Consider the following 22601-nt stretch of genomic DNA (forward strand, 5'->3'; position numbering starts at 1 on the left):
CGCTTGCCGTTTCTTGGCAAGGCGCTATCAAGTTAGTAGCAAATGACAGTCCCCTGCATCTTGCTGCTGCCCGGTTGGCAGAACAGCGGCCCCGGCCATTGGCAAACCCGCTGGGAGTCGGTGTACGGCGATCACCGCGTCGAGCAGCACGAGTGGATGCGCCCGCTGCGCGGCGACTGGTCCGCCCGGCTCGAAGAAGAAGTGCTGGCCTCGCCTGGCCCGGTGGCTTTTGCGGCGCACAGTCTCGGCTGCATCCTCGTCGCCGCATGGGCCGCGCATTCGCGCAACACGCACAAGGTGCGCGGCGCGTTGCTGGTCGCGCCCGGCGACGTCGAGAATGACAACCTGCGCCAGCTGATTCCCGGCTGGGCACCAATCGTACGCAAGCCGCTGCCGTTTCCGGCGGTGCTGATCGCCGCCAACGACGACCCGTACTGCGAAGCCGCGCGCTCGCGGCAACTCGCCAAAGACTGGGGCGCACGCTTCATCGATGCCGGCCCGGGCGGCCACCTGAATGCCGAATCCGGCCTGGGCGACTGGCCCGAAGGCCGGAAACTCCTGAACGAAATCTCGAAAGAAAAGAACTGATGGCGACCAAGAAACCCAAGGGCCTGGGCCGCGGCCTCGAAGCGCTGCTCGGCCCGACGGCCGCGCCTTCCTCCGACAACAACGGCAACGGCGGCGTCTCGGGCACGGAAGAGGGCGGCGCGCAAAGGAACCCGACGACGCTGATGCTCGACCAGATGGTCGCCGGCGTCTACCAGCCGCGCACGCGCATGGACGAAGGCGCGCTCTACGAACTGGCCGAGAGCATCAAGGCGCAGGGCATCATGCAGCCGATCCTGGTCCGCCGGCTCGATGCCGAATCGGCTGAAGCCAAGAACGCCGAGTACGAAATCATCGCGGGCGAACGCCGCTTTCGCGCCGCCAGGCTCGCGGGCCTCGACAGCGTGCCGGTGCTGGTGCGCGACGTGCCCAACGAAGCCGCCGCGGCGATGTCGCTCATCGAGAACATTCAGCGCGAAGACCTCAACCCGCTGGAAGAAGCCCAAGGCCTGCAACGCCTGGTGAACGAGTTTGGGCTCACTCACGAACAGGCCGCACAGGCCGTGGGCCGTTCGCGCAGCGCGGCCAGCAATCTGCTGCGCCTGCTGAACCTCGCCGAGCCCGCGCAGCAGATGCTGATGGCCGGCGACATCGACATGGGCCACGCCCGCGCGCTGCTGTCGCTCGACCGCGGTACGCAGATCACGGCCGCCAACCAGATCGCCGCCAAGAAGATGTCGGTGCGCGAAGCCGAGGCGCTGGTGAAGAAGCTCGCGGCCGAGTTCACGCTCACGCCAACGCGCCGCGGCAACGACGGCGAGAAGTCGCGCGACCTGCAGCGCGTGGAAGAAGAACTGGCCGACCTGCTCACTGCCGAGGTCGAGGTGCGCATCAAGAAGCGCAGCAAGCGCGGCGGTCGCATCGAGGAAAGCGGCGAGCTCGCCATTCACTTCGGCTCCATCGAAGCACTCAACGGATTGATCGAGCGCATCCGCCGAACGGCCTAGTGTTGTGAACTCGGGGGCTGGCGTTCGTTTGATTGATTCCTGCAATCCTTTGCGCGTATCCTCGACCGCTGGTTTTTTCAATCCCAGATCTCTGAACAAACAGAGGGAGTCCACCATGCAGCTCACCAAGTTCCCGCTCGCGGCCATCGCCGTCGGCGCAGTTCTACTCACCGGTTGCGCCACGACCGACATGCAAATGGGCAGCCAGTCGGCTAAGACCATGGCCACCGGCAGCGCCGCAGGTGGTGCCACCGACAACGCGAGCAGCCAGCTCGAGCGCTGCGAATCGCCGCTCGGCACCGTCTCGCTGATCGAGAACGTGAATGCGGGCTGGTACACCATCCTCACCGGCGAATACCGCCTGCCGCCCACGGCCAACCTGCTGCGCTTGCTGGTGCAGCAATCGAACTGCTTCATCGTGGTCGAGCGCGGCGCGGCCGGCATGAACGCCATGACGCGTGAACGCGCGCTGCAGCAGTCGGGTGAAATGCGCGGCGGCAGCAACTTCGGCCGGGGCCAGATGGTGGCTTCGGACTACGGCCTGTCGCCCGAAATCGTGTTCAGCAACAGCGATGCTGGCGGTGTCGGCGGCGCACTCGGCGGCCTCGTGGGCGGTGGCCGTGGCCGTGCCCTCGCTGCCATCGGCGGCAGCATGCAGACCAAGGAAGCCAGCGCACTGCTGACCCTCATCGACAACCGCTCTGGCGTGCAGGTTGCAGCCGCCGAAGGCAGCGCCTCCAAGACCGACTTCGGCGCCTTCGGTGCGCTGGCCGGTCGCAGCGGTGGCGGTGGCGTAGGTGGCTACACCAACACGGCGCAGGGCAAGGTGATTGCCGCGGCCTTCATGGATGCCTTCAACCAGATGGTCCGTTCGCTGCGCAACTACAAGGCGCAGACGGTTCGTGGCCAAGGCCTCGGCGGTGGTGGACGCCTGGGCGTGGATGGCGGCGCTGCACCGTCGCAGACCTATGTGCCTGCGGAGAAGGCACCGGCACGCCGCCGCAGCAACTGATTACGGCTGCACCGAGTCAAAACAAAAAGCCCAGGGCTCGCAAGAGCCCTGGGCTTTTTCATTGGGTGCCTGAGCGCGGAAAATTAGAGGCTGAAGATCTTGCCCGGGTTCATGATGTTCTTCGGGTCGAGCGCGCGCTTGATCGTGCGCATCATGTCGATCGCGCCCACACCCGCCTCGGTGAGCAGGAAGTCCATCTTGTGCAGCCCCACGCCGTGCTCGCCGGTGCAGGTGCCTTCGAGCGCCAGCGCGCGGCTCACCAGCGCATGATTCAACTCTTCGGCCTTCACGCGCTCTTCGGGAATGTTCGGGTCGAGCAGATAGCCGAAGTGGAAATTGCCGTCGCCCACATGGCCGACGAGAAAGTACGGAATGCCGCTCGCATCGGCCTCGGCCACCGAGTCAAGCAGGCAATCGGCCAGCCGCGAGATCGGCACGCAGGTGTCGGTCGAGATCACGCGGCAGCCGGGGCGCGACTGCACCGCCGCGAAGTAGCTGTTGTGCCGCGCGGTCCACAGGCGCGTGCGTTCCTCCGGCGTGCTGGCCCATTCGAAGGCATTGCCGCCGTGGCCGCTCGCAAGCTCCTGCACCGTCTCGGCCTGTTCCTTCACGCCGGCGGGCGAGCCGTGGAATTCCATCAGCAGCATCGGCTCTTCGCGCAGGTTGAGCTTGGCGTACGCGTTCACCATGCGCACCGTGTTCACGTCGATCAGTTCCACGCGCGCGATCGGCACGCCGAGCTGGATGGTCTCGATGGTCGTGCGCACCGCAGCTTCGATGCTCGGGAACGAACAGATCGCCGCCGATACCGCCTCGGGCAGCGGGTAGATGCGCAGCGTGATCTCGGTGACCACGCCCAGCGTGCCTTCGCTGCCCACCATGAGGCGCGTGAGGTCATAGCCAGCCGACGACTTTTTCGCGCGGGTACCGGTGCGGATGACCTCGCCGGCAGCCGTCACCACTTCGAGCGCCAGCACGTTCTCGCGCATCGTGCCGTAGCGCACCGCGTTCGTGCCGCTGGCGCGCGTGGCCGTCATGCCGCCGATGGAGGCGTCTGCACCGGGGTCGATGGGGAAGAACAGGCCCGTGCTCTTGATCTCCTCGTTGAGCTGCTTGCGCGTGACGCCGGGCTGCACCGTTACAGTGAGGTCGTCGGCATTGATCGACAGCACCTTGTTCATGCGCGACACGTCGATGCTGATGCCGCCCTGCACCGCCAGCAGGTGGCCTTCGAGCGAGGAGCCCACGCCGAAGGGGATGACCGGCACGCTGTGCTCGCTCGCGAGCTTCACCGCATCGGCCACGTCCTGCGTGCTCTCGGCGAACACCACGGCGGAGGGGGGCGGTGCGTCGAAGGAAGACTCGTCGCGCCCGTGCTGTGTGCGCACCGCCATGGCCGTGGAGCAGTTGGCGCCGAAGCGCGCCTTCAGCCCGTCGATCAGGCTGGCCGGGACGTCGCGCAGATGAAGCTCCGGCATCAGGTGCGAGGTTTGGGTCGGGGCGTTCATCGGGAGTCTCCTGGCGGGTGAGGGTGATCGGCCATTTTACGGAGCGAGCACCATAATGCGCTTCGGAAAAAACATGAACCCCACGACCCTCAGCGCTCTCGCGGCCTTCCCCTCGCAACTGGAGGCCCACTACGCGGCCATTCCCACGGCTTTCAGGCATTGGGCGCCGCCCTCGTGGGAGGGCGTGCCCAGCGAGGCCTTCACCGCCATCGAGCAGCTCTGCCATGTGCGCGACATCGAGATCGAGGGCTACCACGTGCGCTTTCGCCGCACGCTGCAGGAGACGCACCCGACGCTCGCTTCCATCGACAGCGAACCGCTGGCCATCGAGCGCAACTACGGCGCGGCCGATGCAGCGAAAGTGCTGGCCGAATTCCGAATGGCGCGCGTGCAGACCATGGAGATCATCTCCAGCCTGAGCGATGCGCAGCTCGCGCGCACGGCAGTGTTCGAAGGCTACGGCCCGCTCACGATGCGCAGCCTCATCCACTACCTCTGCAGCCACGACCAGCAGCATCTTGCAGGCCTGCAATGGCTCGCGGGCAAGATCGACGCATCGACCGTCGATCAGTAAGAGAACAGGAGCCTCCATGGGCAACCGACTTTCCCAGATCGCCACCCGCACCGGCGACGACGGCACCACCGGCCTCGGCGACAACACGCGCGTGCCCAAAGATCACTTGCGCGTGCACGCGATGGGCGACGTGGACGAACTCAACTCGCACATCGGCGTGCTGCTGTGCGAGCCCATGCCAGAGCCCGTTCGCGAGCTGCTGGTCGATGTGCAGCACCAGCTCTTCAACCTCGGTGGCGAGTTGTCGATGCCGGGTTTCACGCTGCTGAAGGCCGATGCGCTGCTGCAGCTCGACAACGCGCTGGCCGAGCACAACGCCGCGCTGCCGCGCTTGGCCGAATTCATCCTGCCCGCAGGAACGCGTGCGGCCTCGCTCGCGCATGTGTGCCGCACGGTGGCGCGGCGCGCGGAACGTGCGGTGGTTGCGCTCGGTGCCACCGCCGAACTCAACGACGCTTTGCGCCAGTACCTCAACCGGCTCAGCGACCTGCTCTTCGTGCTTGCACGCGTTCTCAACCGCATGAACGGCGGCGACGACGTCTACTGGAAGAGCGAGCGCATGGCACGCGCAGCCGCTGCAGAAGCCGAAGCAGACGACACCAACACCAAGGAGGCCCCATGAAATTCCCGATCAACACCCTTCAAACCTCGCTCGCCATGACGATGGCTGCGGCGCTGTGGCTGCCGGCCGGCGCACAAGCCCAGAGCGCAGACAACCCGCCGCAGGCACAACGCGCCCACACCATCAAGTCGCCCTCGCGCAGCGGCAAGGTCGTGGGCAGCGTGCAGCGCGGCACCAACGCCGCGGGCCGCGGAGTCAACCGTGCAGACGCTGCCACGCGACGCGGCGTGAACAACGTGTCGGAGAAAGCCAGCCGACCGGTGCGCAACGTGGGCGAGGCCTTTGGCCGCAAGTTGTCACCCGGTTCCAGCGGCCGCGCGGCACCGCCGCCTGTCGGTCCGCAAGGCAACGCGCCCTGATCGGGGCGCGATCACGCCGACGGGGTGCCTTGCTCCGCGAATGTCCCCCGGCCTTCGGCCTCCTCCTTTATTTCGCTGCGCAAGGCACCCCATCGGCGTGATCGTCCAGCGCAGCGGTTGATCGATCAGCACGACAGCGGCGTCCATGTGCGAATGGCATCGGGTGCTCCCCGCAGCGAAATAAAGGAGGAGCCGAAGGCGGGGGACATTCGCGGAGGGGAGTACCCGGTGTCATTCGCACGCACCCCGAACAACAGCACCCAATTACATGGCGAGAAACATCGAGATCAAGGCCCGCATCGACAGCGTAGATCGCGTAGCAGGCATCGCCGCAACGCTGGCCGACAAGGGCCCCATCGAGATCGCGCAAGACGACACCTTCTTCCGCTGCAACGACACCGCCGACCGCCTCAAGCTGCGCACCTTCGCGCCCGACCGTGCGGAGCTGATCTTCTACCGCCGCGCCAACAGCAGCGCTCCGAAGGAATCGTTCTACCTGATCACGCCTTGCAGCACGCCCGACGTGCTGCGCGAATCGCTCACGCTCGCATGGGGCCAGGCCGGCCGCGTGCGCAAGCAGCGCCGGCTGTTCCTCGTCGGCCGCACGCGCGTGCATCTCGACCGCGTCGAAGGCCTCGGTGAATTCCTCGAACTCGAAGTGGTGCTGGAAGAGGGCGAGTCCGCCGAAGCCGGCATCGTCGAGGCGCATGCACTCATGACGCAACTGGGCGTGAGTACCGAACAGCTGGTGCAGGGCGCTTACGTCGATCTGATCAACGCCAGCCCGCAGCCTTGAGCTGCTCGGCCAGAAGCTGCGCGACCTTTTCATAGCCTCGTGCATTGGCGTGGATGCGGTCGGAGCGCAGCGACGAATCCGACAGCACGCTCGAATACACATTGGCGACCAGCAGCGCCTGCTGCGACTTCGCCACCTCTTCATAGAACGGCGCATCGCTGAGCGAGCCGACGGCCGCGCGCATCGCGTCGGGCGCCGGCGTGGCCAGCACGGCGACGTAGGGCGTGTGCGCACGCGCCTGGGTGATCAGCTCGGTGAGGTTGTCGCGCGTGGCCGTGGCCGATACGCCGCGCAGCATGTCGTTGCCGCCGATGCCGATCAGGATCGCGTCGTAGCTCTGGCCACTCAGCAGCCCCGGCAAGCGCTGCAGCGCACCTTCAGAGGTGTCGCCGTTGACACCCGCGTTCTCGACCTGCCAGCCCGTGAGCTCGCCCAGTTTCACGGGCCACGCTGCGTCGGGCGGCGCACCGTAGCCATGGGTCAGGCTGTCGCCCAGGGCCAGCACGTGGGCATCGGATTTCAGTGCGGTGGCCGAGGCCTTGCGCTTGCCGCAGGCCGACAGAAGTGTGATGGCAGGCACGCCGGCCAGCAGCTGGAGGAGGTGTCGTCGCTTCATGTGGCGCGCAGCTTAAACGCAGCCTGAGGGTGCACGGGCGCTTGTCCCTTTGCTCGAAAAGCGCATAAGCCTCCCCGTTTTTGTTCGTTCCCGGGCGGTGGGCGCAGGCGAAGAATCATTGCCCTGCACCTTCATTCATCTCCGGGGTCCGACATCATGCCGCTGCTTACTCGCCACCGCTTCCTGCGTCATGTGGCCGCTCTCTCCATGGCCCTGCTGGCCGCGCCCATCGTGGCCTGGGCCGCGCCCGCCACCGGCGAGCCCGTGTGGTTCGGCGTGAGCGGGCCGCTCACCGGGCAGAACGCGCAGTACGGCGCGCAGTGGAAGGCGGGTTTCGATCTCGCGCTCGAACACATCAACGCACAGGGCGGCATCCATGGCCGGCCGCTGGCCTACAACTTCGAGGACAGCCAGAGCGATCCGCGCCAGTCGGTGGCCATTGCGCAGAAGCTGGTGAACGACAAGCGCGTGCTCATCGAGCTCGGCGACTTCTCGAGCCCAGCCTCCATGGCCGCATCGCCCATCTACCAGCGCGCGGGCCTGGTGCAGCTGGGCTTCACCAACTCGCACCCCGACTTCACCAAGGGCGGCGACTTCATCTGGAGCCCCTCGGTCAGCCAGGCCGACGCGCAGCCGCTGCTCGCCGAGCTCGCGGTGAAGACGCTGGGCTTCAAGCGCATCGCAGTGCTCTACCTCAACACCGACTGGGGCCGCACCAGCAAGGACGTGCTCGTGAAAGCCGCGCAGGAGCGCGGCGCGCAGCTCGCGATTGCCGAGGGCTACCAGGCCGACGAGAAAGACTTCCGCTCGACGCTGGTGCGCGTGCGCGACGCCAACCCCGACGGGCTGGTGCTCATCTCCTACTACCCCGACGGTGCGCTCATCGCAGGCCAGGTGCGCAGCGTGGGTCTCAAGCAGCCCATCGCGGCGGTGGGCTCGGTGTATTCGCCGAAGTTCATCGAGCTCGGTGGCGCTGCGGTGAACGGCATCTACACCAACACCGCCTTCTACCCTGAGGAGCCGCGCGCCGAGGTGCAGGACTTCGTGAAGAGCTTCCGCGCGAAGTACGGCAAGGAGCCCGACGCCTTCAACGCCTATGCCTACGACGCAGTGGTGTACGCGGCTGCAGCGCTGCGCCAGGCGGGCCCGAAGGCCGATCGCAAGGCCGTGCGCGACGCGTTCTACAAGATCAAGGACGTGCCCAGCGTGATCTTCGGCAAGGCGAGCTTCGATGCGCAGACGCGCCGGATCATTGGCGTGAAGAGCGTCAACCTTGTCGTGAAGGATGGCAAGTGGGCGCAGGTCGACGAGAAGGCGGCCATCGCTTCGACGAAATGAGCGGCTTTTCGCGTTGTTCCCTCTCCCGCTTGCGGGAGAGGGCTAGGGTGAGGGCGGGGGCCTTCGATGGACATCAGCCCTTTGCATCGGCCGCTGCACCCTCACCCCAACCCTCTCCCGCAAGCGGGAGAGGGAGCAAGACACCATGAGCTTTACCTCCTTCTTCGACTACACCGTCAATGGCCTGATCATCGGCAACATCTATGCGTTGCTGGCGGTCGGCCTCGCATTGATCTTCGGCGTCTCGCACCTCATCAACTTCGCGCACGGCTCGGTGTACACGGTGGGCGCGTACATCGGCTGGGCGTCGATCACCTTTCTGCACACGCCGCTGCCCGTGACCATCCTGCTGGTCGTGCTCGGCTCGGGCGCGCTCGGCATGCTGATCGAACGCGTGGGCCTGCGCCCGCTGCAGGGCGCGGCGCGCATCGCGCCGCTGCTCGCCACCATCGGCATCAGCTTCGTGCTCGACATCGTCGTGCAGCTGGTGTTCAGCCCCGACCCGCGCTCGCTGCCCACGCAGCTGCCCGACTGGCGCCTGCAGATCGGCACCGGCACCATCGGCGCGCTCGACATCCTGATCGCGGGCATCGGCATCGCGAGCGCGGCCGTGCTGTTCGGCTTCCTGCGTTTCACGAAACTCGGCTGGGCCGTGCGCGCCACCGCGCAAGATCGCGACGCGGCCCAACAGATGGGCGTGGACGTCGACCGCGTGAACCAGACCGTGTTCGCCATCGCCGCCGCGCTGGGCGGCCTTTCGGGCCTGCTGGTGGGCATGTACTACAACAACATCAGTCCGGCGATGAGCTTCCAGGCCACGCTCAAGGGCGTGGTGGCCACCGTGGTTGGCGGCGTGGGCAACGTGCCGGGCGCCATCGTCGGCAGCCTGCTGCTGGGGCTGATCGAGAGCTATGGCGTGGCGATCCTCGGCACGCCGTACCGCAACCTCTTTGCCTTCGCACTGCTGCTGGTCATCCTGGTGTGGAAGCCCAATGGGCTGTTCGGACGCAAGCGTGCGTTGCCGCCCGAGCCGTTGACGGGCACCTTCATTGCGCCGAGCAAGCCGTGGCATGTACCGCGATCTCTGCTGCTCGCGCTGTTCGCAGCGGCGGTGGCGCTGCCGCTCTTCGATCCATCGCCGTACCTGCTGCAGACGCTCACCAACGCGTGGCTCTACGGTGCGCTCGCACTCAGCCTCACGCTCGTTGCCGGCACCATCGGACAGATCTCGCTGGGCCATGCGGGGCTGCTGGCCATCGGCGCGTATGCATCGTCGCTGCTGGTGCTCGACCTGCACCTGCCGGTGGGCACGGGCATCGTGCTCGCGGGCATCCTGACTTCGCTGATCGGCACCGCGCTGATCTTTCCGGCCTTCAGGCTGCGCGGCCACTATGTATCGATTGCCACGCTCGGCATCGGGGAGATCGTGGCGCTCACCATCCTCAACTGGGAAAGCCTCACGCACGGGCCTATCGGCGTGTCGGGCATTCCGCCGCTCTCGCTGTTCGGGCGTGACGCATCGTCGAACGAGGCCGTCTACTGGGCATCGTTCGGCGCGATGGTGCTGCTGGCCCTGCTGCAATGGCGCCTGCTGCGTTCGCACCTGGGCCGCACCTTCCGCGCGGTGCGCGAAGATGAAGTGGCCGCGCGCGCCTACGGCGTGAGCCCCGACCGCTACAAGGCGCTGGCCTTCGGCTTCGGCGGCTTCGCGGCCGGCGTGAGCGGCGCCTTCACCGCGCACATGTACTCGTACATCAACCACGAGACCTTCGGCTCGCAGATCTCGATCCTCGCGCTGACGATGGTGATCCTCGGCGGGCTCGGGAACATCAGCGGCGCTCTGCTGGGCGCGGTCGCGCTCGTGAGCCTGCCGGAGCTGTTCCGCGTGACGGCCGAGTACCGGATGCTGATCTACGGCGTCGCACTTCTCCTGCTGATCCGCTTCCGCCCGCAGGGTTTGCTGGGCACTGTCTAAAAGAACACATCACATGAGCCACCTCAACGACTACCTCGCCGAGAAACGCGCCGCCGTGCTGGCACGCAATGCCACTGTCTCGGGCGGCACCGCGCAGCCTGTGCAATTGAAGGCCAGCGTGAAGGCAGAAGGCCGCAGCGGCGTGCGCCGCCTGCGCATCCGCGAGCACCAGATCATCAGCGACAGCCCGCCGGACTTCGCGGGCTACAACCTCGGCCCCAGCTCGCCCGAACTGCAGCTGGGCGTGCTCGGGACCTGCGTCACGCACATCTTCCTGATTCAGGCGGCCGAACGGCAGGTGCCGCTCGAAAGCCTCGAAGTGGAAGTGACCGGCATCATCGATCCGCGCGGCGGCAAGCCGGGCCACGAGACCACGCCGATCTGGCCGCACGAGATCGGCTACACGGTGCACATCGATTCGCCCGCGAGCCGCGAAGACATCGACGCGCTGTTTGAGGCGGTGGAGCGCAACTGCCCGATCCTCAACCTGCTGCGCAATCCGCAGACCATCCGCGCTGAGGTGAAGCTGGTCAACTCGAAGGCGCAAGCGGCGAAGAAAGCAGCCGATGCCATCGCTGCTTGAGATACGCGGCCTCACGCGCCGCTTCGGCGGGCTCACGGCCGTCAATGCCGTCGACCTGCATGTGGGCGAAGGCGAACTGCTGAGCGTGATCGGGCCGAACGGCGCTGGCAAGACCACGCTGTTCAACCTCGTCACCGGCCTCGACAGGCCCGACGCGGGGCAGGTGCTGTTCGACGGACAGGACATCACCGGCCTGCCGGCACAACAGCTCGCTCAACGCGGGCTGGCGCGCACCTTCCAGCATGGGCGTGTGTTCGCGAACCTCTCGGTGCTCGACAACGTGCTGGTCGGAGCGCACACGCGGCTGCGCGCCGTGAAACCGCGCGTTGGCGGCGTGCCGGGCCTGGGCGCGTTGGCCGAACTCGCACTCGCGCTGGTGCAGCCTGGTGCCGTGCGCCGCGAAGAGCAGGCGCTGCGCGAAGAGGCGCGCGAAATCATCGCGCTCTTCGGCGAACGCCTTGCGCCGCGCATCGACCATCCCGCCTACAGCCTCTCGTACGCCAACCGCCGCCGCGTGGAGATTGCGCGCGCGCTGGCGCTCAAGCCGCGACTGCTGCTGCTCGACGAGCCCACCGCCGGCATGAACGAGAGCGAGACGGCGGAGATGCTGGAGATCATTCGCGGCCTGAAGGCGCGGGGCCAGACCATCCTGTTGATCGAACACAAGCTCGATCTCGTGATGCAGCTGTCCGACCGCGTGGCCGTGCTCGACGACGGCCGCAAGATCGCCGAAGGCCTGCCAGACGAAGTGCGCAACGACCCGGCGGTGATCGAGGCGTACCTGGGCCATCGCCATGTCGGAGAGGCGGTGCCCGCATGATCGCCACCGTTGCGCGCACCGGCCTTTCTCCTTCGCCCCTCTGGGGAGAGGGCAGGGATGAAGGGCTGCCCGAACGCGCTGCTGCAGCGCCTGCTTCCAGCGGTTCGCTGCAACCGCTGCTCCAGCTCAGGAAGATCAACAGCTTCTACGGCCCCGTCCAGGCCCACTTCGACCTCGACATCGAAGTGCGCAAGGGCCAGATCGTCAGCCTGCTTGGCGGCAACGCGAGCGGCAAGTCGACCACCATGAAGATCGTGCTCGGCCTGCTCAAGCCGCGTTCGGGCGAAGTCAATTTCAACGGCGAATCGACGCTCGGCCTGAGCACGCCGCAGATCATCCGCCGCGGCATAGGCTCGGTGCCCGAAGCGCGCCGCCTGTTTCCCGCAATGACCGTGCGCGAAAACCTGCTGATGGGCGCCTACGCACGCAGCGACCGCAAGGCCGTGGCCGAAGACCTCGAACGCATGCTGGAGCTGTTTCCGCGCGTGGCCGAGCGCATCGAGTTCCAGGCCGGCACGCTCTCGGGTGGCGAGCAGCAGATGGTGGCGATGGCGCGCGCGCTCATGGGCCGCCCGCAGCTCATCTGCATGGACGAGCCGACCATGGGCCTGTCGCCGCTGTACGTCGACAAGGTGCTGGAGCTCATCGCGCGTATCAACAGCCAGGGCGTGTCGGTGTTCATGGTCGAGCAGAACGCGAGCCTCGCGCTGCAGATTGCGCACCACGGCTATGTGCTGCAGACCGGGCGCATCGTGCTCTCGGGTCCGGCGCGCGAGCTGCTGGCCGATGCGCGTATTCGCGATGCCTACCTTGGCGGCGATGGCGCGGCGCGCACTGCTTCCTGATCCGGCCATCTACGGGAGAAAACATATGCCATTGAAACTCGATCACATCGTCATCGCAGTGCACGACCTCGAACGCACCATCGCCGACTACGGCGCGCTGGGCTTCCACGTGCTGCGTGGCGGCGACCATCCGGGCCGTGCCACGCACAACGCGCTGGTGGTGTTCGGCGATGGCAGCTACTTCGAGCTGATCGCATGGCGCGAACCGTCGCCCACCGAACGCTGGTGGCAGCTGCTGCAACGCCACGGCGAAGGCATCGTCGACTTTGCGCTGCTGCCGCGCGACACCGCCACCACCGTGGCCGATGCGAAGGCGCGTGGGCTCGTGCTCGATGGCCCGCTCGACGGCGGCCGCGTGCGCCCCGATGGCGAGCGCCTGCGCTGGCAGACGGCGCGCGCGCCTTCGGCCGACTTGCCCTTCCTGTGCGGCGACCTCACGCCGCGCGCATTGCGCGTGCCCGAAGGCGATGTGCGCGTGCATGCCAACGGCGCACTCGGCGTGGCGAGCCTGGCCATCGCGGTGCGTGACCTCGACGCCACGCTGGCGCGTTATCGCGCCTTGCTCGGCACCGTGTCCGACGATGCCGACACGCACATCGGTGAGCCCGTGGCGGTGCCCGGCAGCAACGTGCGCGTGGCGATCATCGCGTTGGGAAGCAGCGTGCTCGTGCTTTCATCGCCGCGCGAGAACAACAATGTGCCGGATGCGGAGGAGGGCAGCGGCATCCTCGCGCAACGCATCGCGGCGCGCGGTGAGGGCCCGTATGCGCTGGTGTTGCATACCGACAGGCCGCAATCGACCGGCACCTTCGACCTTGCTCGCGCGCATGGCGCGCTGATCGAACTCGACCTGCCGCCGCTGGACCGTCACGTGAAGCACGGCAGCAGCTCGCGCAGCTATCAAGCCAACAGTCTGATCGGCGGATGAGTCGGCCGTTACGGTGCCCGTGAGCGTCTTGTATTGACGTTAGTGCCCGCCGAGATGTGCCTTGCGCAGCTCGGCCTGCATCTTCTTCTGCAGAGCAGTCCCACCCTTTTCCAGTGCTGCGGCCGGCGCGCCGCTTTCCTCGGTTGCCGGTAGGTACTTGCGCCCCCAGATGCCGATCTGCGCGACCACCGGCAGCAGGTCGATGCCCATCGGCGTGAGGCTGTAGATGGCCTTCTGCTTGTGGGTCGGGTCATCGGTCTTGCTGAGCACGCCGTACTCGACCAGCTTGCCGAGGCGCTCCGTCAGGATGTTCGAGGAGATGCCTTCCTCAGACTGCAGGAACTCGCGGAAGTGGCGCTTGCCCGCGAACATCATGTCGCGAATGATCAGCAGGCTCCATCGGTCGCCGAAGACTTCGAGCGCGAGGTTGATCGGGCATGCCGATTTTTCGCTGGAGGCCATGATCTTTTTCCGATCCTTTTAAAAAACTGCTTGCAATTTTGCATCGGTTTCTGAATACTGAAACTGCTTGCATTTAACAAGCGGTTGTTTCAGGCCTTACGAAGAAGAACCGGTATGAGAAAGCTCATCCTCCAGATGCAGATGTCGGTCGACGGCTATGTCTCGCCGGCCAATGGCAACCTCGACTGGCAACTGTGGGGCTGGGGCGAGCGCTGGGGCTGGGACGACAAACTGAAGCAAGACTTCAACGCCGTCTTCGAAGGCATCGACACCATCCTGCTGAGCCGGCTGATCGTGGAAGAGGGCTACCTCGACCACTGGGGCCGTGCGGCGAAGAAATTTCCTGCGAACCCGCACTACGCCTTCGCGCAGAAGATCGTCGATGCGCGCAAGGTGGTGCTTACCGACAAGCTCGCGGCTTCGCGCTGGGAGCGCACCGTCATCGCGCGTGGCGACATGGCCGAGGAGGTGAATGCGCTGAAGCGTGAACCGGGCAAGGACATCATCACCATCGGCGGTGTCGGCTTCGCGTCTGCGTTGGTTGCGGCGGGGCTGGTCGACGAGTTCCAGTTCTTCGTGAACCCCACGGCGGTGGGCGCGGGGCGTTCGGTGTTCCACGACCAGCGCAAGGGCCACAAGCTGCGGCTGCTGCGTTCGACGGGCTACGAATGCGGCATGGTGGTCAACCGCTACGCGCCGGGTTGAGCGGTTTGAAGGACAAGGCGCCGCGTGGATACCAGCACTTACCTGATTTCACCTGACCGCGACCTGAAGTGTCCGAAGCGGACACAAGTGCGGCCCACAATGGACCTGTCATCAACGCATGAAGGAGTTCCAGATGATCAGCAATTCAAAGAGCATGGCAGTCGCTGCAGCAGCGCTCGCGATGTGCATGGCCGCAGGGGGCGCCTTTGCGCAAGACCGTCATGGCGATGGTCGTCCGGGCGATGGCCGTCCAGGCGACGGACGCTATGAACAGCGCGACCGCAATTTCGATCGCCGGGGTGGTCCGCAAGGCGGCTACTACCGCGGCAACCAGGATTTCCGTGACGGCCGCCAGTTCGATCGCCGTGGCTTCCCGCAGCCGCATGCCGAATGGCGTCGTGGTGGCCGCGTGCCGGCCGAGTACCGTGGCCGCAACTATGTGGTGCAAGACTGGCGTGCCTACCGCCTGCAGCAGCCGCCCCGTGGCTATCAATGGGTTGGCGTGGGCGGAGACTTCGTGCTCGCGGCAATCGCCACCGGTGTGATCGCAAACATCATCGCTGGCCAGTAAACAGCCGGCCAGCCGGGCAGACAGCCAGCACAAAACCGCCACAGGCAACTGTGGCGGTTTTTCTTTTGATGGAACGCCGGAGCCGGTCTTCAGACCAGCGCGGTGGGCGCCGATTGGGCGCACACATTGCGCCCGGTGATGGTCAACCGCAGGCCGCCACCATGCCACTCGAGCCAGTTGAGGCTCACATACGCGTCGATGTCGGCGTCGTCGATGCGGTCTGCCTGGCGGCTTTGCAGCAGCTCTACCGTTGCGGGCAAGGCTCGTCTCAATCTCTCACGCCGCTCGGCTGCATCGGCCGCCTTGAGGGCGGCCCTTGTTTGCTGTTGCTGCTGCTGCGGGGTCGATGCCATTGCTGATCCGTTTCCAGGAAGCCAGGGAATTAACCCGAATGTACGCCCCTTGTGTGAAGCTGCATTCTTCTTTTTTAACCATTCTGTCGTCCGCAGTACACACCGCACCACAGCCTCTGGACAGGCTCTAGATTTCGTAGTGAGAGGCCCTGGCCTCGTCTCCAAGCGCCTTCTCGACGACCGCGCGCGTCAGCGTCGGCGCGAACGACTCGATGAAGGCATAGACGTACTTGCGCAGGTAAGTGCCGCGCCGCACCGCGAGCTTGGTGAGGTTGATGCCGAACAGCCGCCCCGCATCGAGCGCGCGCAGCTGGGTGTCGCGCTCGGCTTCGTAGGCCACGCCGGCCACGATGCCAATGCCCAGGCCTAACTGCACGTAGGTCTTGATCACGTCGGCGTCCATCGCGGCCAGCACGATGTTGGGCTGCAGCCCGCGCTGCTCGAAGGCCTCGTCGATGCGCGAACGTCCCGTGAAGCCTGTGTCGTAGGTGATCAGCGGATAGCGCGTGAGCGCTTCGAGCGTCAGCGGCGCATCGAGCAATGGATGCCCTGGCGGCACGATCACCGAATGCGTCCAGCGATAGCAGGGCAGGGCAACCAGCTGCGGATAGTCGCCCAGAGCCTCTGTGGCGATGCCCACGTCGGCTTCGCCGTCGAGCAGCATCTGCGCGATCTGCTTGGGCGAGCCCTGGTGCAGGTGCAGTTTCACGTTCGGAAACTGCGTGCGAAATTCCTGCACTGCCACCGGCATTGCATAGCGCGCCTGCGAGTGCGTGGCCGCCACTGAGAGCAAGCCGCTTTGCTGCGCGACGAACTCCTGGCCCGCGTGGCGCAGGTTGCTGCTCTCCATCAGCATGCGCTCGATGATCGGCAGCACGTGCCCGCCGGGCTCGGTGAGCCCCGTGAGCCGCTTGCCTGCGCGCACGAAGAGCTCGATGCCGAGTTCCTCCTCGAGCTCGCGGATCTGCCGGCTCACGCCAGGCTGGGAGGTGTGAAGGGTGTGGGCGACTTCGGTCAGGTTGAAGCCGCAACGAACGGCCTCGCGTACCGAGCGCAGTTGTTGGAAGTTCATCTGGCGCGGAGGAGTCATCAGGGCCCCGGTTGGGGCCGACCGGCGATTCTCGGCAGAAGTGCTTATTCGGGGAACGATGCGTTTGTTGGTTTCACATGAGTAAAACATCTTTAAGGCGCTTCGGGGGCGGCTTCTTGAAATTTCGCACGACTGTGCTAAAGTTCGCCGCATGGACGCCAAGACCCAGAAAAGCGAACTCACCCGCGCCGCCATCGTCGGCGCGGCGATGAACCTTGCGCTGGCCGAAGGCCTGGAAGCGATCACGCTGCAGGCCGTGGCCAGCCGGCTGGGCCTGTCCAAGAGCGGCGTGTTCTCGCGCGTGGGTTCGCGCGAGGCACTGCAGAAGGCCGTCATCGAGGAGTACGGCCGCGGCTTCCTGGCCGAGGTGTTCGTGCCCGCCATGCAAAAGCCCAAGGGCCTGCCCCGGCTCAACGAGATCATGGCGCGCTGGATCGCCCGCACCCGCGACGTCGAAATGCACACCGGATGCCTCTACACAGCCGGTGCCTTCGAGTTCGACGACCGCGAAGGCGAGCTGCGCGACATGCTGCTGGGCGAGATCACCCGTTGGCGCGCTGCGCTGCGCCGCACCGTGCTGCAAGCCATCGAGACCGGCGAGCTCAAGGCCGACACCGACCCCGCACAGCTCGTGAGCGAAATCAACGGCCTGACCATGACCCAGCTGCACGATGCGCGCTTCCTGCGCGATCCGCAGGCCGCCGACCGCGCCATGCAGACCTGGCAGCGGCTTCTTTCCAGCTACCTCGCCTGATCCGTTCACGAAGCAGGCGGATCTCTCACGTTTCCATTTGCCAGAATTTCGCACAGTCGTGCGATAAACAGGAGAAGCACCATGCTGATCATTGCCCTCTTTCTTGCCGCCTACGCGCTCGTCCTCGGCGCCAAGGGCCTTCGCGACACCCTGAGCAGCCTGCCCCGCAGCAACAGCGATTGGGTCTGGTACTGAACGCCCTGAAGAAACGCCACGCCATGACGAGCACTTCCACCCCGGCTGCCGGCCATGCCGCGCAGTCGAACTACTACAAGCCCAGCCGCACGATGCGCGCGCTGCGCTTCGGCCTGACCACGTCGCAGCGCCTCTGGCCTGCACTGGGCGTGCGCGCCGCCTACCGCCTGTTCGGCACGCCGCTGCCGCCCAAGTGGCTCTATCGCGGCCAGGGGCCCGGAGCGGAATGGCGGCGCGAGGGCTGGGCCTTCGAAGACGCGAGCGTCGGCATCTATCACTTGGCCGCGCAAGACTCGGGAGCCGAGTCGGCGCCGGTGGTGCTGCTGGTGCATGGCTGGGGCGGGCACGCGGGGCAGATGCTGCCGCTCGCGCAGGCCGTGGCGGCCGCGGGCCTGCGGCCCGTGCTGCTCGAACTGCCGGCGCATGGCCGCAGCGCGGGCACGATGAGCAACTCGCCGCAGTTCGCGCGCGCCATTGCCTATGTCACGGCCCGGCTCGCGGCAGATGGCCATGCGGTGCGTGCCGCCGTCGCGCACTCGCTGGGCGCCAACGGGCTTGCCCTTGCCGCCGCGCGTGGCCTGCCGGCAGAGCGCCTCGTGCTGCTCGCGCCGCCGGCTTCGCCGCGCGAGTACACACGCTACTTCGCACACACCTTCGGCCTCAACGAAGCCACGCGCCTGGCCATGCAGCGGCTGTTCGAATCGCGCGAAGGCGTGCTGATGCCGCAGCTCGAACCGGCGGCGGTGGGCCCGCGCATCGCGCAGCCCACGCTGATCGTGCATGACCGCGACGACCGCGTGAATCGCTTTGCCGACGCCGAGGCGTACCGCGACGCGATAGCCGGCGCACGGCTCGTGGCCACGCAGGGCTGGGGGCATCGCCGCATCCTCAAGGAGGCCGAGGTGCTGGCGCAGGTCACGCGCTTCGTCGCGGCGGATTGAACCTGCGCGCTACCAGGTGGGGTGCACTGGCGTGAACACCGGCTTGAACAGGTGCCGCCGAACGATCTCCCCGTACCCCCGGTAGTAGAAGTTGCCGTTCGCCGCCAACACCGCCGCGCGATGCCGACGGAAGTACACCGGTATCTCGTACCAGGGCATGGTGGGCGCGCGATGGTGCACGTGGTGCAGGTTGTTGAAGAGGTACAGCAGCCCGAACACGAGATTCGACTCCACGATGGCCACGCGCTCGTGCGGCGTGTCGGCCCAGCGATGCTCGGTGAAGGTGCGCAGCGACCCCAGCATCATCCCCGGGTACACGAAGTACAGCAGGTACTCGCCGAAGCCCATGTTGCAGACGGCGGTCACGTAGTACAGCACCGGCGCCACGCTCAGCGCGTGCCAGAACCACGTCGGCAGGCGCGAGAAATTGCCCGACAGCACCTGGGTGGTTTCGAAGCGCACCAGCTTCCACAGCCGCAGGAACGGCCCCAGCACCACGCGGAACGCGATCGTCTGGTTGGCCATGTAGATCCAGCGCCACACCGGGCCGTACCCTGCCCACGCGGGCGCCGAGTGGTAGGCGCTTTCGTTGTCGCGCTCCGGGTGCGTGAGGTGGAAGTTGACGTGGTGCGAGCTGTGGCCGCGGTTGTAGAACGGGTACGGCAGCCACAGGTTCAGCGGCGGCCACACCACCGCGTGGCGCAGCCACTTCGGCAGATGGCGCATTGCGTGGATGCTCTCGTGCTGCAGCGAAAAGTGCAGCTGCGCGAGAAAGCCGCCGGCAAGGAACAGCGCCCAGCCCGGCAGCGCCGCGTGCCACCACAGCAGCGCGGCCCATGCGGCATAGAGCACGGTGGCCAGCAGCAGCGTGGGCACTTCGTAGTGCCACCACCAGTGGCGGCGCGCCGGCTGCTTCTCGGTGAGGGGTGTGACAGTCGATGTCATGGTGAAGGACTGCGATCCTAGGTAGCAAGCGGCTGCTTGCATGCGCGCATTTCGCATAAGCATGGACGTGAAACTTCGTTCCACCCGCGAGGGGTGCGGCCTACGCTCCACGACTTTGCTGCACTCCTGTCGGCACAAGGCCGCGCTTCCCGCTCCCATGAAGAACTTCCTTACCCGCCTGGCACTGGCGTTGCTCGCCGCACTGTCCGTCGATGTGCAGATCCACGCAGCCACCTTGGACAACTACCCGAGCAAGACCATCCACGTCGTCGTGCCATACCCGGCCGGCGGCATCGCCGACAAGATCGCGCGCGAGGTCGCCGAGCAGCTGCAGCAGCGGCTCAAGCAGCCGGTGGTGGTCGAGAACCGCAGCGGCGCGGCGGGCAACATCGGCTTCGACTACGTGGCGCGCCAGCCGGCCGACGGCTACACGCTGCTGCTCGCGCCGGCCTCCAACCTCACGGTGCAGCCGGCGCTCTTCAAGCAGCTGAGCTACGACCTCGCGCGCGACTTCACGCCCGTGTCGCTGCTGGTGCAGACGCCACAGGTGCTGCTGGTGAACCCGAAGCTGCCCGTGGGCACGCCGCGCGAGCTGATCGACTACTCGAAGAAAAACCCCGGCAAGGTCAACTACGGCATCAGCGTGGGCGCGTATTCGCACCTGGCGGGCGAACTGCTCAAGACGCAGACCGGCGCCGACTTCACCGCCATTCCCTACCAGGGCAGCGCCCCGGCCATCAACGACCTGCTCGCGGGCCAGACGCAGTTCATCTTCAACGAGGTGGTCACCGCCATTCCCTTCGTGAAGGCCGGCACGCTCAAGCCGCTGGCCGTGGCCTACAAGACGCGCGCGCCGTGGCTGCCCGACGTGCCCACCACCGCCGAAGCCGGCCTGCCCGACTTCGAAGTCACGTCGTGGTACGGCGTGGTGGTGCGCAGCGGCACACCGGCGCCGCTGGTGCAGCGCCTGTCGCGCGAGCTGCGCGACATCGTGCAGTCGGCCGAGTTCAAAAAGCGCTACGACGACATCGGCGCCTTCACCGTGGGCAACACGCCCGAGGAATTCGGGCGCTTCATCCAGTCCGAGTCCGTCAAGTGGACGGCGGTGGTGAAGCAGGCGGGCATCCAGCCCAACTGATCGACCGGAGAATGCGCGCATGAGCCCGCCCTCCCGAAACGCCGTCGCACCCGCCGGGCTGTGGGCCCTGCTGCAGGCCGGGCCCGTGCCGGAGCTCGCATTGCTCGACGTGCGTGAAACGCGCTGGTTCGTGCAGCACCACCTCAACCTCGCGCGCAACGCACCCTTCAGCGGGCTCGAGCTGCAGGTCGGCACACTGGTGCTGCGCCGTTCCACGCCCGTCGTGCTCTACGACGACTACAACGCGCCGGACGGCGTCGCACAGGCGGCCACAGCCGTGCTCGCGCGCCTGGGCTACACCGACGTGCGCACGCTCGACGGCGGCCTGCAGCGCTGGGTGACCGAAGGCCTGCCCGCCATCGACGGCTACGGCACGCTGGTCAAGGCCTTCGGCGACCGTGCGCGGCTGCACTACGGCACGCCGGCACTGCCCGTCGAGGCGCTGCGCGCGCGCCAGCGCGAAGGCCGGCCGACCACGCTGGTCGATGCCCGGCCGCGCGCCGAGTTCGAATTTCTCTCGCTGCCCGGCGCGCGCAACCACGCGGGTACCGAGCTGGCGCTGCGCCGCTTCGAGCAGCACGGGGCTGATGACCATCTCTGGGCCATCAACTGCTTCAGCCGCACACGCGGCATCGTCGGCGCGACCACGCTGCGGCTGCTGGGCCGCGCGCCCGATGCAGTGTTCGTCGAGGACGGCGTCATGGCCTGGGGCCTGCAGGGTGCACCGACCGTGCAGAACGCAGCCCCCAGCGACGAACTGCCGCCCGAATCCCCCGAAGTGCTGCGCCGCATCGCAGACGACCTGCTCGAACGCTTCGCCTTGCCCGTGGCCGACGCCGCACAGCTCGCCCACTGGCGCGACGACAACGACCGCACCCTCTACGTCTTCGACGTGCGGCCTACCGCCGACCCGGCCTTCGCGGGCACAGGCGTGCAGCAGGTACCGGGTGGCCAGCTGCTGATGCACTTCGAGAACCTCGTCGGCACGCGTGGCGCGCGCATCGTGCTGCTCGACGATCCGGCGCATCGGCTACGCGCCGCCATCACCAGCTTCTGGCTCACGCAACTCAACCAGGCCGAGATCTACGTCTATGAAGGCGAGCTGGCACCGGATCAGGCACCGCCCGCCACCGCAGTGACGGTGAACGATGCCCCTTCGCCTCTCGCCCCCGACGCGTTGGCCCAACTGCGCAGGAACGGCACCGTCACCGTGATCGACGTGGGCCCCAGCCTCGACTACGAGCGCGGCCACCTGCCGGGCGCGCTCTACATGCTGCCGGCCTCGCTGGCGCCATTGGCCTCGCACGCCGCGGCCGGCCGCACGCTGGTCTTCACCTCGCCTGACGGCACGGCTGCCGCCCGCGTGGCGCGCGATGCGCACCAGCGCTGGCCAGGTTCGGGGGCGGTGTTCACCTGGCTCCAGGGCGGAACACAGGGCTGGAAGGCTTCTGGCAGGCCGCTCGCGACCACTTTCGTGGCCGCCCAGCTGCTGACCCCCTTCGACGACGACTGGGGCTCGGTAATGCGCGTGTTCGGTCCGCGCCGCGATGCGGCCTGGGCCGACTACCTCGCGTGGGAGCGCGCATTGGCAGAACGGGTCCTGCAGGACCCGTCCGTGCGCTTTCGCTTCTTTCCGCTCAGCGCGCCGGCGCAGGAGTCGGGTCGGGCAGCTCGATCTTGATGTCGAGCACTTCGAGGTTGTCCTGGGTCTCCAGGTGCACCTTGATGTCTTCCGCGTTGATGGACACGTACTTGGAAATCACCGCCACCAGCTCGCGCTGGAGTTCGGGCAGATAGTCGGGCCGCTTCTTGCCGCTGAGGCTGGACCGCTCGTGCGCGAGGATGATCTGCAGCCGCTCCTTCGCGACGCTGGCAGTCTTCTTCTTTTCGCCCAGCAGGAACGAGAGAAAGGACATGG

The 22601-nt window shown here is 66.7% G+C and carries 26 protein-coding genes; 19 read left to right on the forward strand and 7 right to left on the reverse strand.

Going from position 1 to position 22601, the window contains the following annotated elements; translation table 11 throughout:
• Positions 1-42: 42 nt before the first annotated feature.
• From ACSFBF_RS19550 to ACSFBF_RS19560, 3 genes are all read left to right on the forward strand, one after another.
• Complete coding sequence (locus ACSFBF_RS19550; protein WP_435469788.1) at positions 43-588, forward strand: RBBP9/YdeN family alpha/beta hydrolase; 546 nt, start codon at positions 43-45, stop codon at positions 586-588.
• Positions 588-1553, forward strand: a complete 966-nt coding sequence (locus tag ACSFBF_RS19555) for a ParB/RepB/Spo0J family partition protein (protein ID WP_435469790.1) — start codon at positions 588-590, stop codon at positions 1551-1553. Before ACSFBF_RS19550 ends, ACSFBF_RS19555 begins: the two co-directional genes overlap by 1 nt.
• A 115-nt stretch (positions 1554-1668) precedes the next feature.
• Positions 1669-2565 carry a CsgG/HfaB family protein gene (locus ACSFBF_RS19560; RefSeq protein WP_435469792.1) on the forward strand — a complete coding sequence of 299 codons (897 nt, stop codon included), beginning with the start codon at positions 1669-1671 and terminating at the stop codon, positions 2563-2565.
• 83 nt (positions 2566-2648) lie between these two features.
• Here the strand turns inward: ACSFBF_RS19560 and ACSFBF_RS19565 are convergent, their stop codons facing one another.
• Positions 2649-4073, reverse strand: coding sequence for an FAD-binding oxidoreductase (locus ACSFBF_RS19565; protein WP_435469794.1), 1425 nt, complete (start codon positions 4071-4073; stop codon positions 2649-2651).
• Between the two features lie 73 nt (positions 4074-4146).
• Here ACSFBF_RS19565 and ACSFBF_RS19570 point away from each other — a divergent pair, with 73 nt between their 5' ends.
• The 4 genes from ACSFBF_RS19570 (at position 4147) to ACSFBF_RS19585 (ending at position 6424) form a co-directional block, all read left to right on the forward strand.
• Positions 4147-4647 carry a DinB family protein gene (locus ACSFBF_RS19570; protein WP_435469796.1) on the forward strand — a complete coding sequence of 167 codons (501 nt, stop codon included), beginning with the start codon at positions 4147-4149 and terminating at the stop codon, positions 4645-4647.
• A 16-nt stretch (positions 4648-4663) separates the two neighbouring features.
• Positions 4664-5269, forward strand: a complete 606-nt coding sequence (locus tag ACSFBF_RS19575) for a cob(I)yrinic acid a,c-diamide adenosyltransferase (protein WP_093174702.1) — start codon at positions 4664-4666, stop codon at positions 5267-5269.
• Entirely contained in the window at positions 5266-5628 is a 363-nt protein-coding gene (locus ACSFBF_RS19580) for a hypothetical protein (RefSeq protein WP_435469799.1), read from the forward strand. The genes ACSFBF_RS19575 and ACSFBF_RS19580 overlap by 4 nt, the downstream gene beginning before the upstream one ends.
• Before the next feature lie 268 nt (positions 5629-5896).
• Positions 5897-6424 (forward strand): class IV adenylate cyclase, encoded by a 528-nt coding sequence (locus ACSFBF_RS19585; RefSeq protein ID WP_435469801.1) that lies wholly within the window; start codon positions 5897-5899, stop codon positions 6422-6424.
• On the opposite strand, the gene ACSFBF_RS19590 is transcribed toward ACSFBF_RS19585, so the two are convergent.
• Positions 6402-7040 (reverse strand): GDSL-type esterase/lipase family protein, encoded by a 639-nt coding sequence (locus tag ACSFBF_RS19590; protein ID WP_435469803.1) that lies wholly within the window; start codon positions 7038-7040, stop codon positions 6402-6404. The genes ACSFBF_RS19585 and ACSFBF_RS19590 overlap by 23 nt on opposite strands.
• Positions 7041-7196: 156 nt before the next feature.
• Here ACSFBF_RS19590 and ACSFBF_RS19595 point away from each other — a divergent pair, with 156 nt between their 5' ends.
• From ACSFBF_RS19595 to ACSFBF_RS19620, 6 genes are all read left to right on the forward strand, one after another.
• A complete protein-coding gene (locus tag ACSFBF_RS19595) occupies positions 7197-8378 on the forward strand; it encodes an ABC transporter substrate-binding protein (protein ID WP_435469805.1) in 1182 nt (393 codons plus the stop codon).
• 145 nt (positions 8379-8523) lie between these two features.
• Complete coding sequence (locus tag ACSFBF_RS19600; RefSeq protein ID WP_435469807.1) at positions 8524-10353, forward strand: ABC transporter permease; 1830 nt, start codon at positions 8524-8526, stop codon at positions 10351-10353.
• A 13-nt stretch (positions 10354-10366) separates the two neighbouring features.
• Positions 10367-10936, forward strand: a complete 570-nt coding sequence (locus tag ACSFBF_RS19605; RefSeq protein ID WP_435469809.1) for an OsmC family protein — start codon at positions 10367-10369, stop codon at positions 10934-10936.
• A complete protein-coding gene (locus ACSFBF_RS19610; RefSeq protein WP_435469811.1) occupies positions 10920-11756 on the forward strand; it encodes an ABC transporter ATP-binding protein in 837 nt (278 codons plus the stop codon). Before ACSFBF_RS19605 ends, ACSFBF_RS19610 begins: the two co-directional genes overlap by 17 nt.
• The gene (locus tag ACSFBF_RS19615) at positions 11753-12601 is read left to right on the forward strand and encodes an ABC transporter ATP-binding protein (RefSeq protein ID WP_435469813.1); all 849 of its coding nucleotides are present in this window, start codon (positions 11753-11755) and stop codon (positions 12599-12601) included. The genes ACSFBF_RS19610 and ACSFBF_RS19615 overlap by 4 nt, the downstream gene beginning before the upstream one ends.
• Positions 12602-12626: 25 nt before the next feature.
• Complete coding sequence (locus ACSFBF_RS19620) at positions 12627-13529, forward strand: VOC family protein (RefSeq protein WP_435469815.1); 903 nt, start codon at positions 12627-12629, stop codon at positions 13527-13529.
• A gap of 39 nt (positions 13530-13568) precedes the next feature.
• Here ACSFBF_RS19620 and ACSFBF_RS19625 read toward each other — a convergent pair whose 3' ends face one another.
• Positions 13569-13991, reverse strand: coding sequence for a winged helix-turn-helix transcriptional regulator (locus ACSFBF_RS19625; protein WP_435469817.1), 423 nt, complete (start codon positions 13989-13991; stop codon positions 13569-13571).
• A 114-nt stretch (positions 13992-14105) separates the two neighbouring features.
• On the opposite strand from ACSFBF_RS19625, the gene ACSFBF_RS19630 reads away from it, so the two are divergent.
• Positions 14106-14696, forward strand: a complete 591-nt coding sequence (locus tag ACSFBF_RS19630; RefSeq protein WP_435469819.1) for a dihydrofolate reductase family protein — start codon at positions 14106-14108, stop codon at positions 14694-14696.
• Between the two features lie 133 nt (positions 14697-14829).
• Positions 14830-15267 carry an RcnB family protein gene (locus ACSFBF_RS19635; RefSeq protein ID WP_435469821.1) on the forward strand — a complete coding sequence of 146 codons (438 nt, stop codon included), beginning with the start codon at positions 14830-14832 and terminating at the stop codon, positions 15265-15267.
• An 89-nt stretch (positions 15268-15356) separates the two neighbouring features.
• On the opposite strand, the gene ACSFBF_RS19640 is transcribed toward ACSFBF_RS19635, so the two are convergent.
• On the reverse strand, positions 15357-15620 hold the full coding sequence (locus tag ACSFBF_RS19640; RefSeq protein WP_081269719.1) for a hypothetical protein: 264 nt from the start codon (positions 15618-15620) through the stop codon (positions 15357-15359).
• Positions 15621-15747: 127 nt separating this feature from the next.
• Positions 15748-16692 carry a CysB family HTH-type transcriptional regulator gene (locus ACSFBF_RS19645; protein WP_435469823.1) on the reverse strand — a complete coding sequence of 315 codons (945 nt, stop codon included), beginning with the start codon at positions 16690-16692 and terminating at the stop codon, positions 15748-15750.
• A 169-nt stretch (positions 16693-16861) separates the two neighbouring features.
• On the opposite strand from ACSFBF_RS19645, the gene ACSFBF_RS19650 reads away from it, so the two are divergent.
• Together ACSFBF_RS19650 and ACSFBF_RS19655 are read left to right on the forward strand one after the other, a co-directional pair.
• Positions 16862-17464 (forward strand): TetR/AcrR family transcriptional regulator, encoded by a 603-nt coding sequence (locus tag ACSFBF_RS19650; protein WP_435469825.1) that lies wholly within the window; start codon positions 16862-16864, stop codon positions 17462-17464.
• Positions 17465-17682: 218 nt separating this feature from the next.
• Positions 17683-18600, forward strand: coding sequence for an alpha/beta fold hydrolase (locus tag ACSFBF_RS19655; RefSeq protein ID WP_435469827.1), 918 nt, complete (start codon positions 17683-17685; stop codon positions 18598-18600).
• A gap of 9 nt (positions 18601-18609) precedes the next feature.
• On the opposite strand, the gene ACSFBF_RS19660 is transcribed toward ACSFBF_RS19655, so the two are convergent.
• Positions 18610-19545 (reverse strand): fatty acid desaturase, encoded by a 936-nt coding sequence (locus tag ACSFBF_RS19660; RefSeq protein ID WP_435469829.1) that lies wholly within the window; start codon positions 19543-19545, stop codon positions 18610-18612.
• Positions 19546-19702: 157 nt separating this feature from the next.
• Here ACSFBF_RS19660 and ACSFBF_RS19665 point away from each other — a divergent pair, with 157 nt between their 5' ends.
• Positions 19703-20683, forward strand: coding sequence for a Bug family tripartite tricarboxylate transporter substrate binding protein (locus tag ACSFBF_RS19665; RefSeq protein WP_435469831.1), 981 nt, complete (start codon positions 19703-19705; stop codon positions 20681-20683).
• A gap of 19 nt (positions 20684-20702) precedes the next feature.
• Complete coding sequence (locus tag ACSFBF_RS19670; RefSeq protein WP_435469833.1) at positions 20703-22364, forward strand: rhodanese-like domain-containing protein; 1662 nt, start codon at positions 20703-20705, stop codon at positions 22362-22364.
• Here ACSFBF_RS19670 and minE read toward each other — a convergent pair.
• Positions 22321-22599: a cell division topological specificity factor MinE gene (gene minE / locus ACSFBF_RS19675; protein ID WP_093057088.1), complete on the reverse strand. Its 279-nt coding sequence runs from the start codon at positions 22597-22599 to the stop codon at positions 22321-22323. The two genes, ACSFBF_RS19670 and minE, sit on opposite strands and share 44 nt — an antisense overlap.
• Positions 22600-22601 lie beyond the last annotated feature (2 nt).

It is taken from the genome of Variovorax nivicola, from assembly GCF_051216475.1.
Classification (GTDB): Bacteria; Pseudomonadota; Gammaproteobacteria; order Burkholderiales; family Burkholderiaceae_C; genus Variovorax.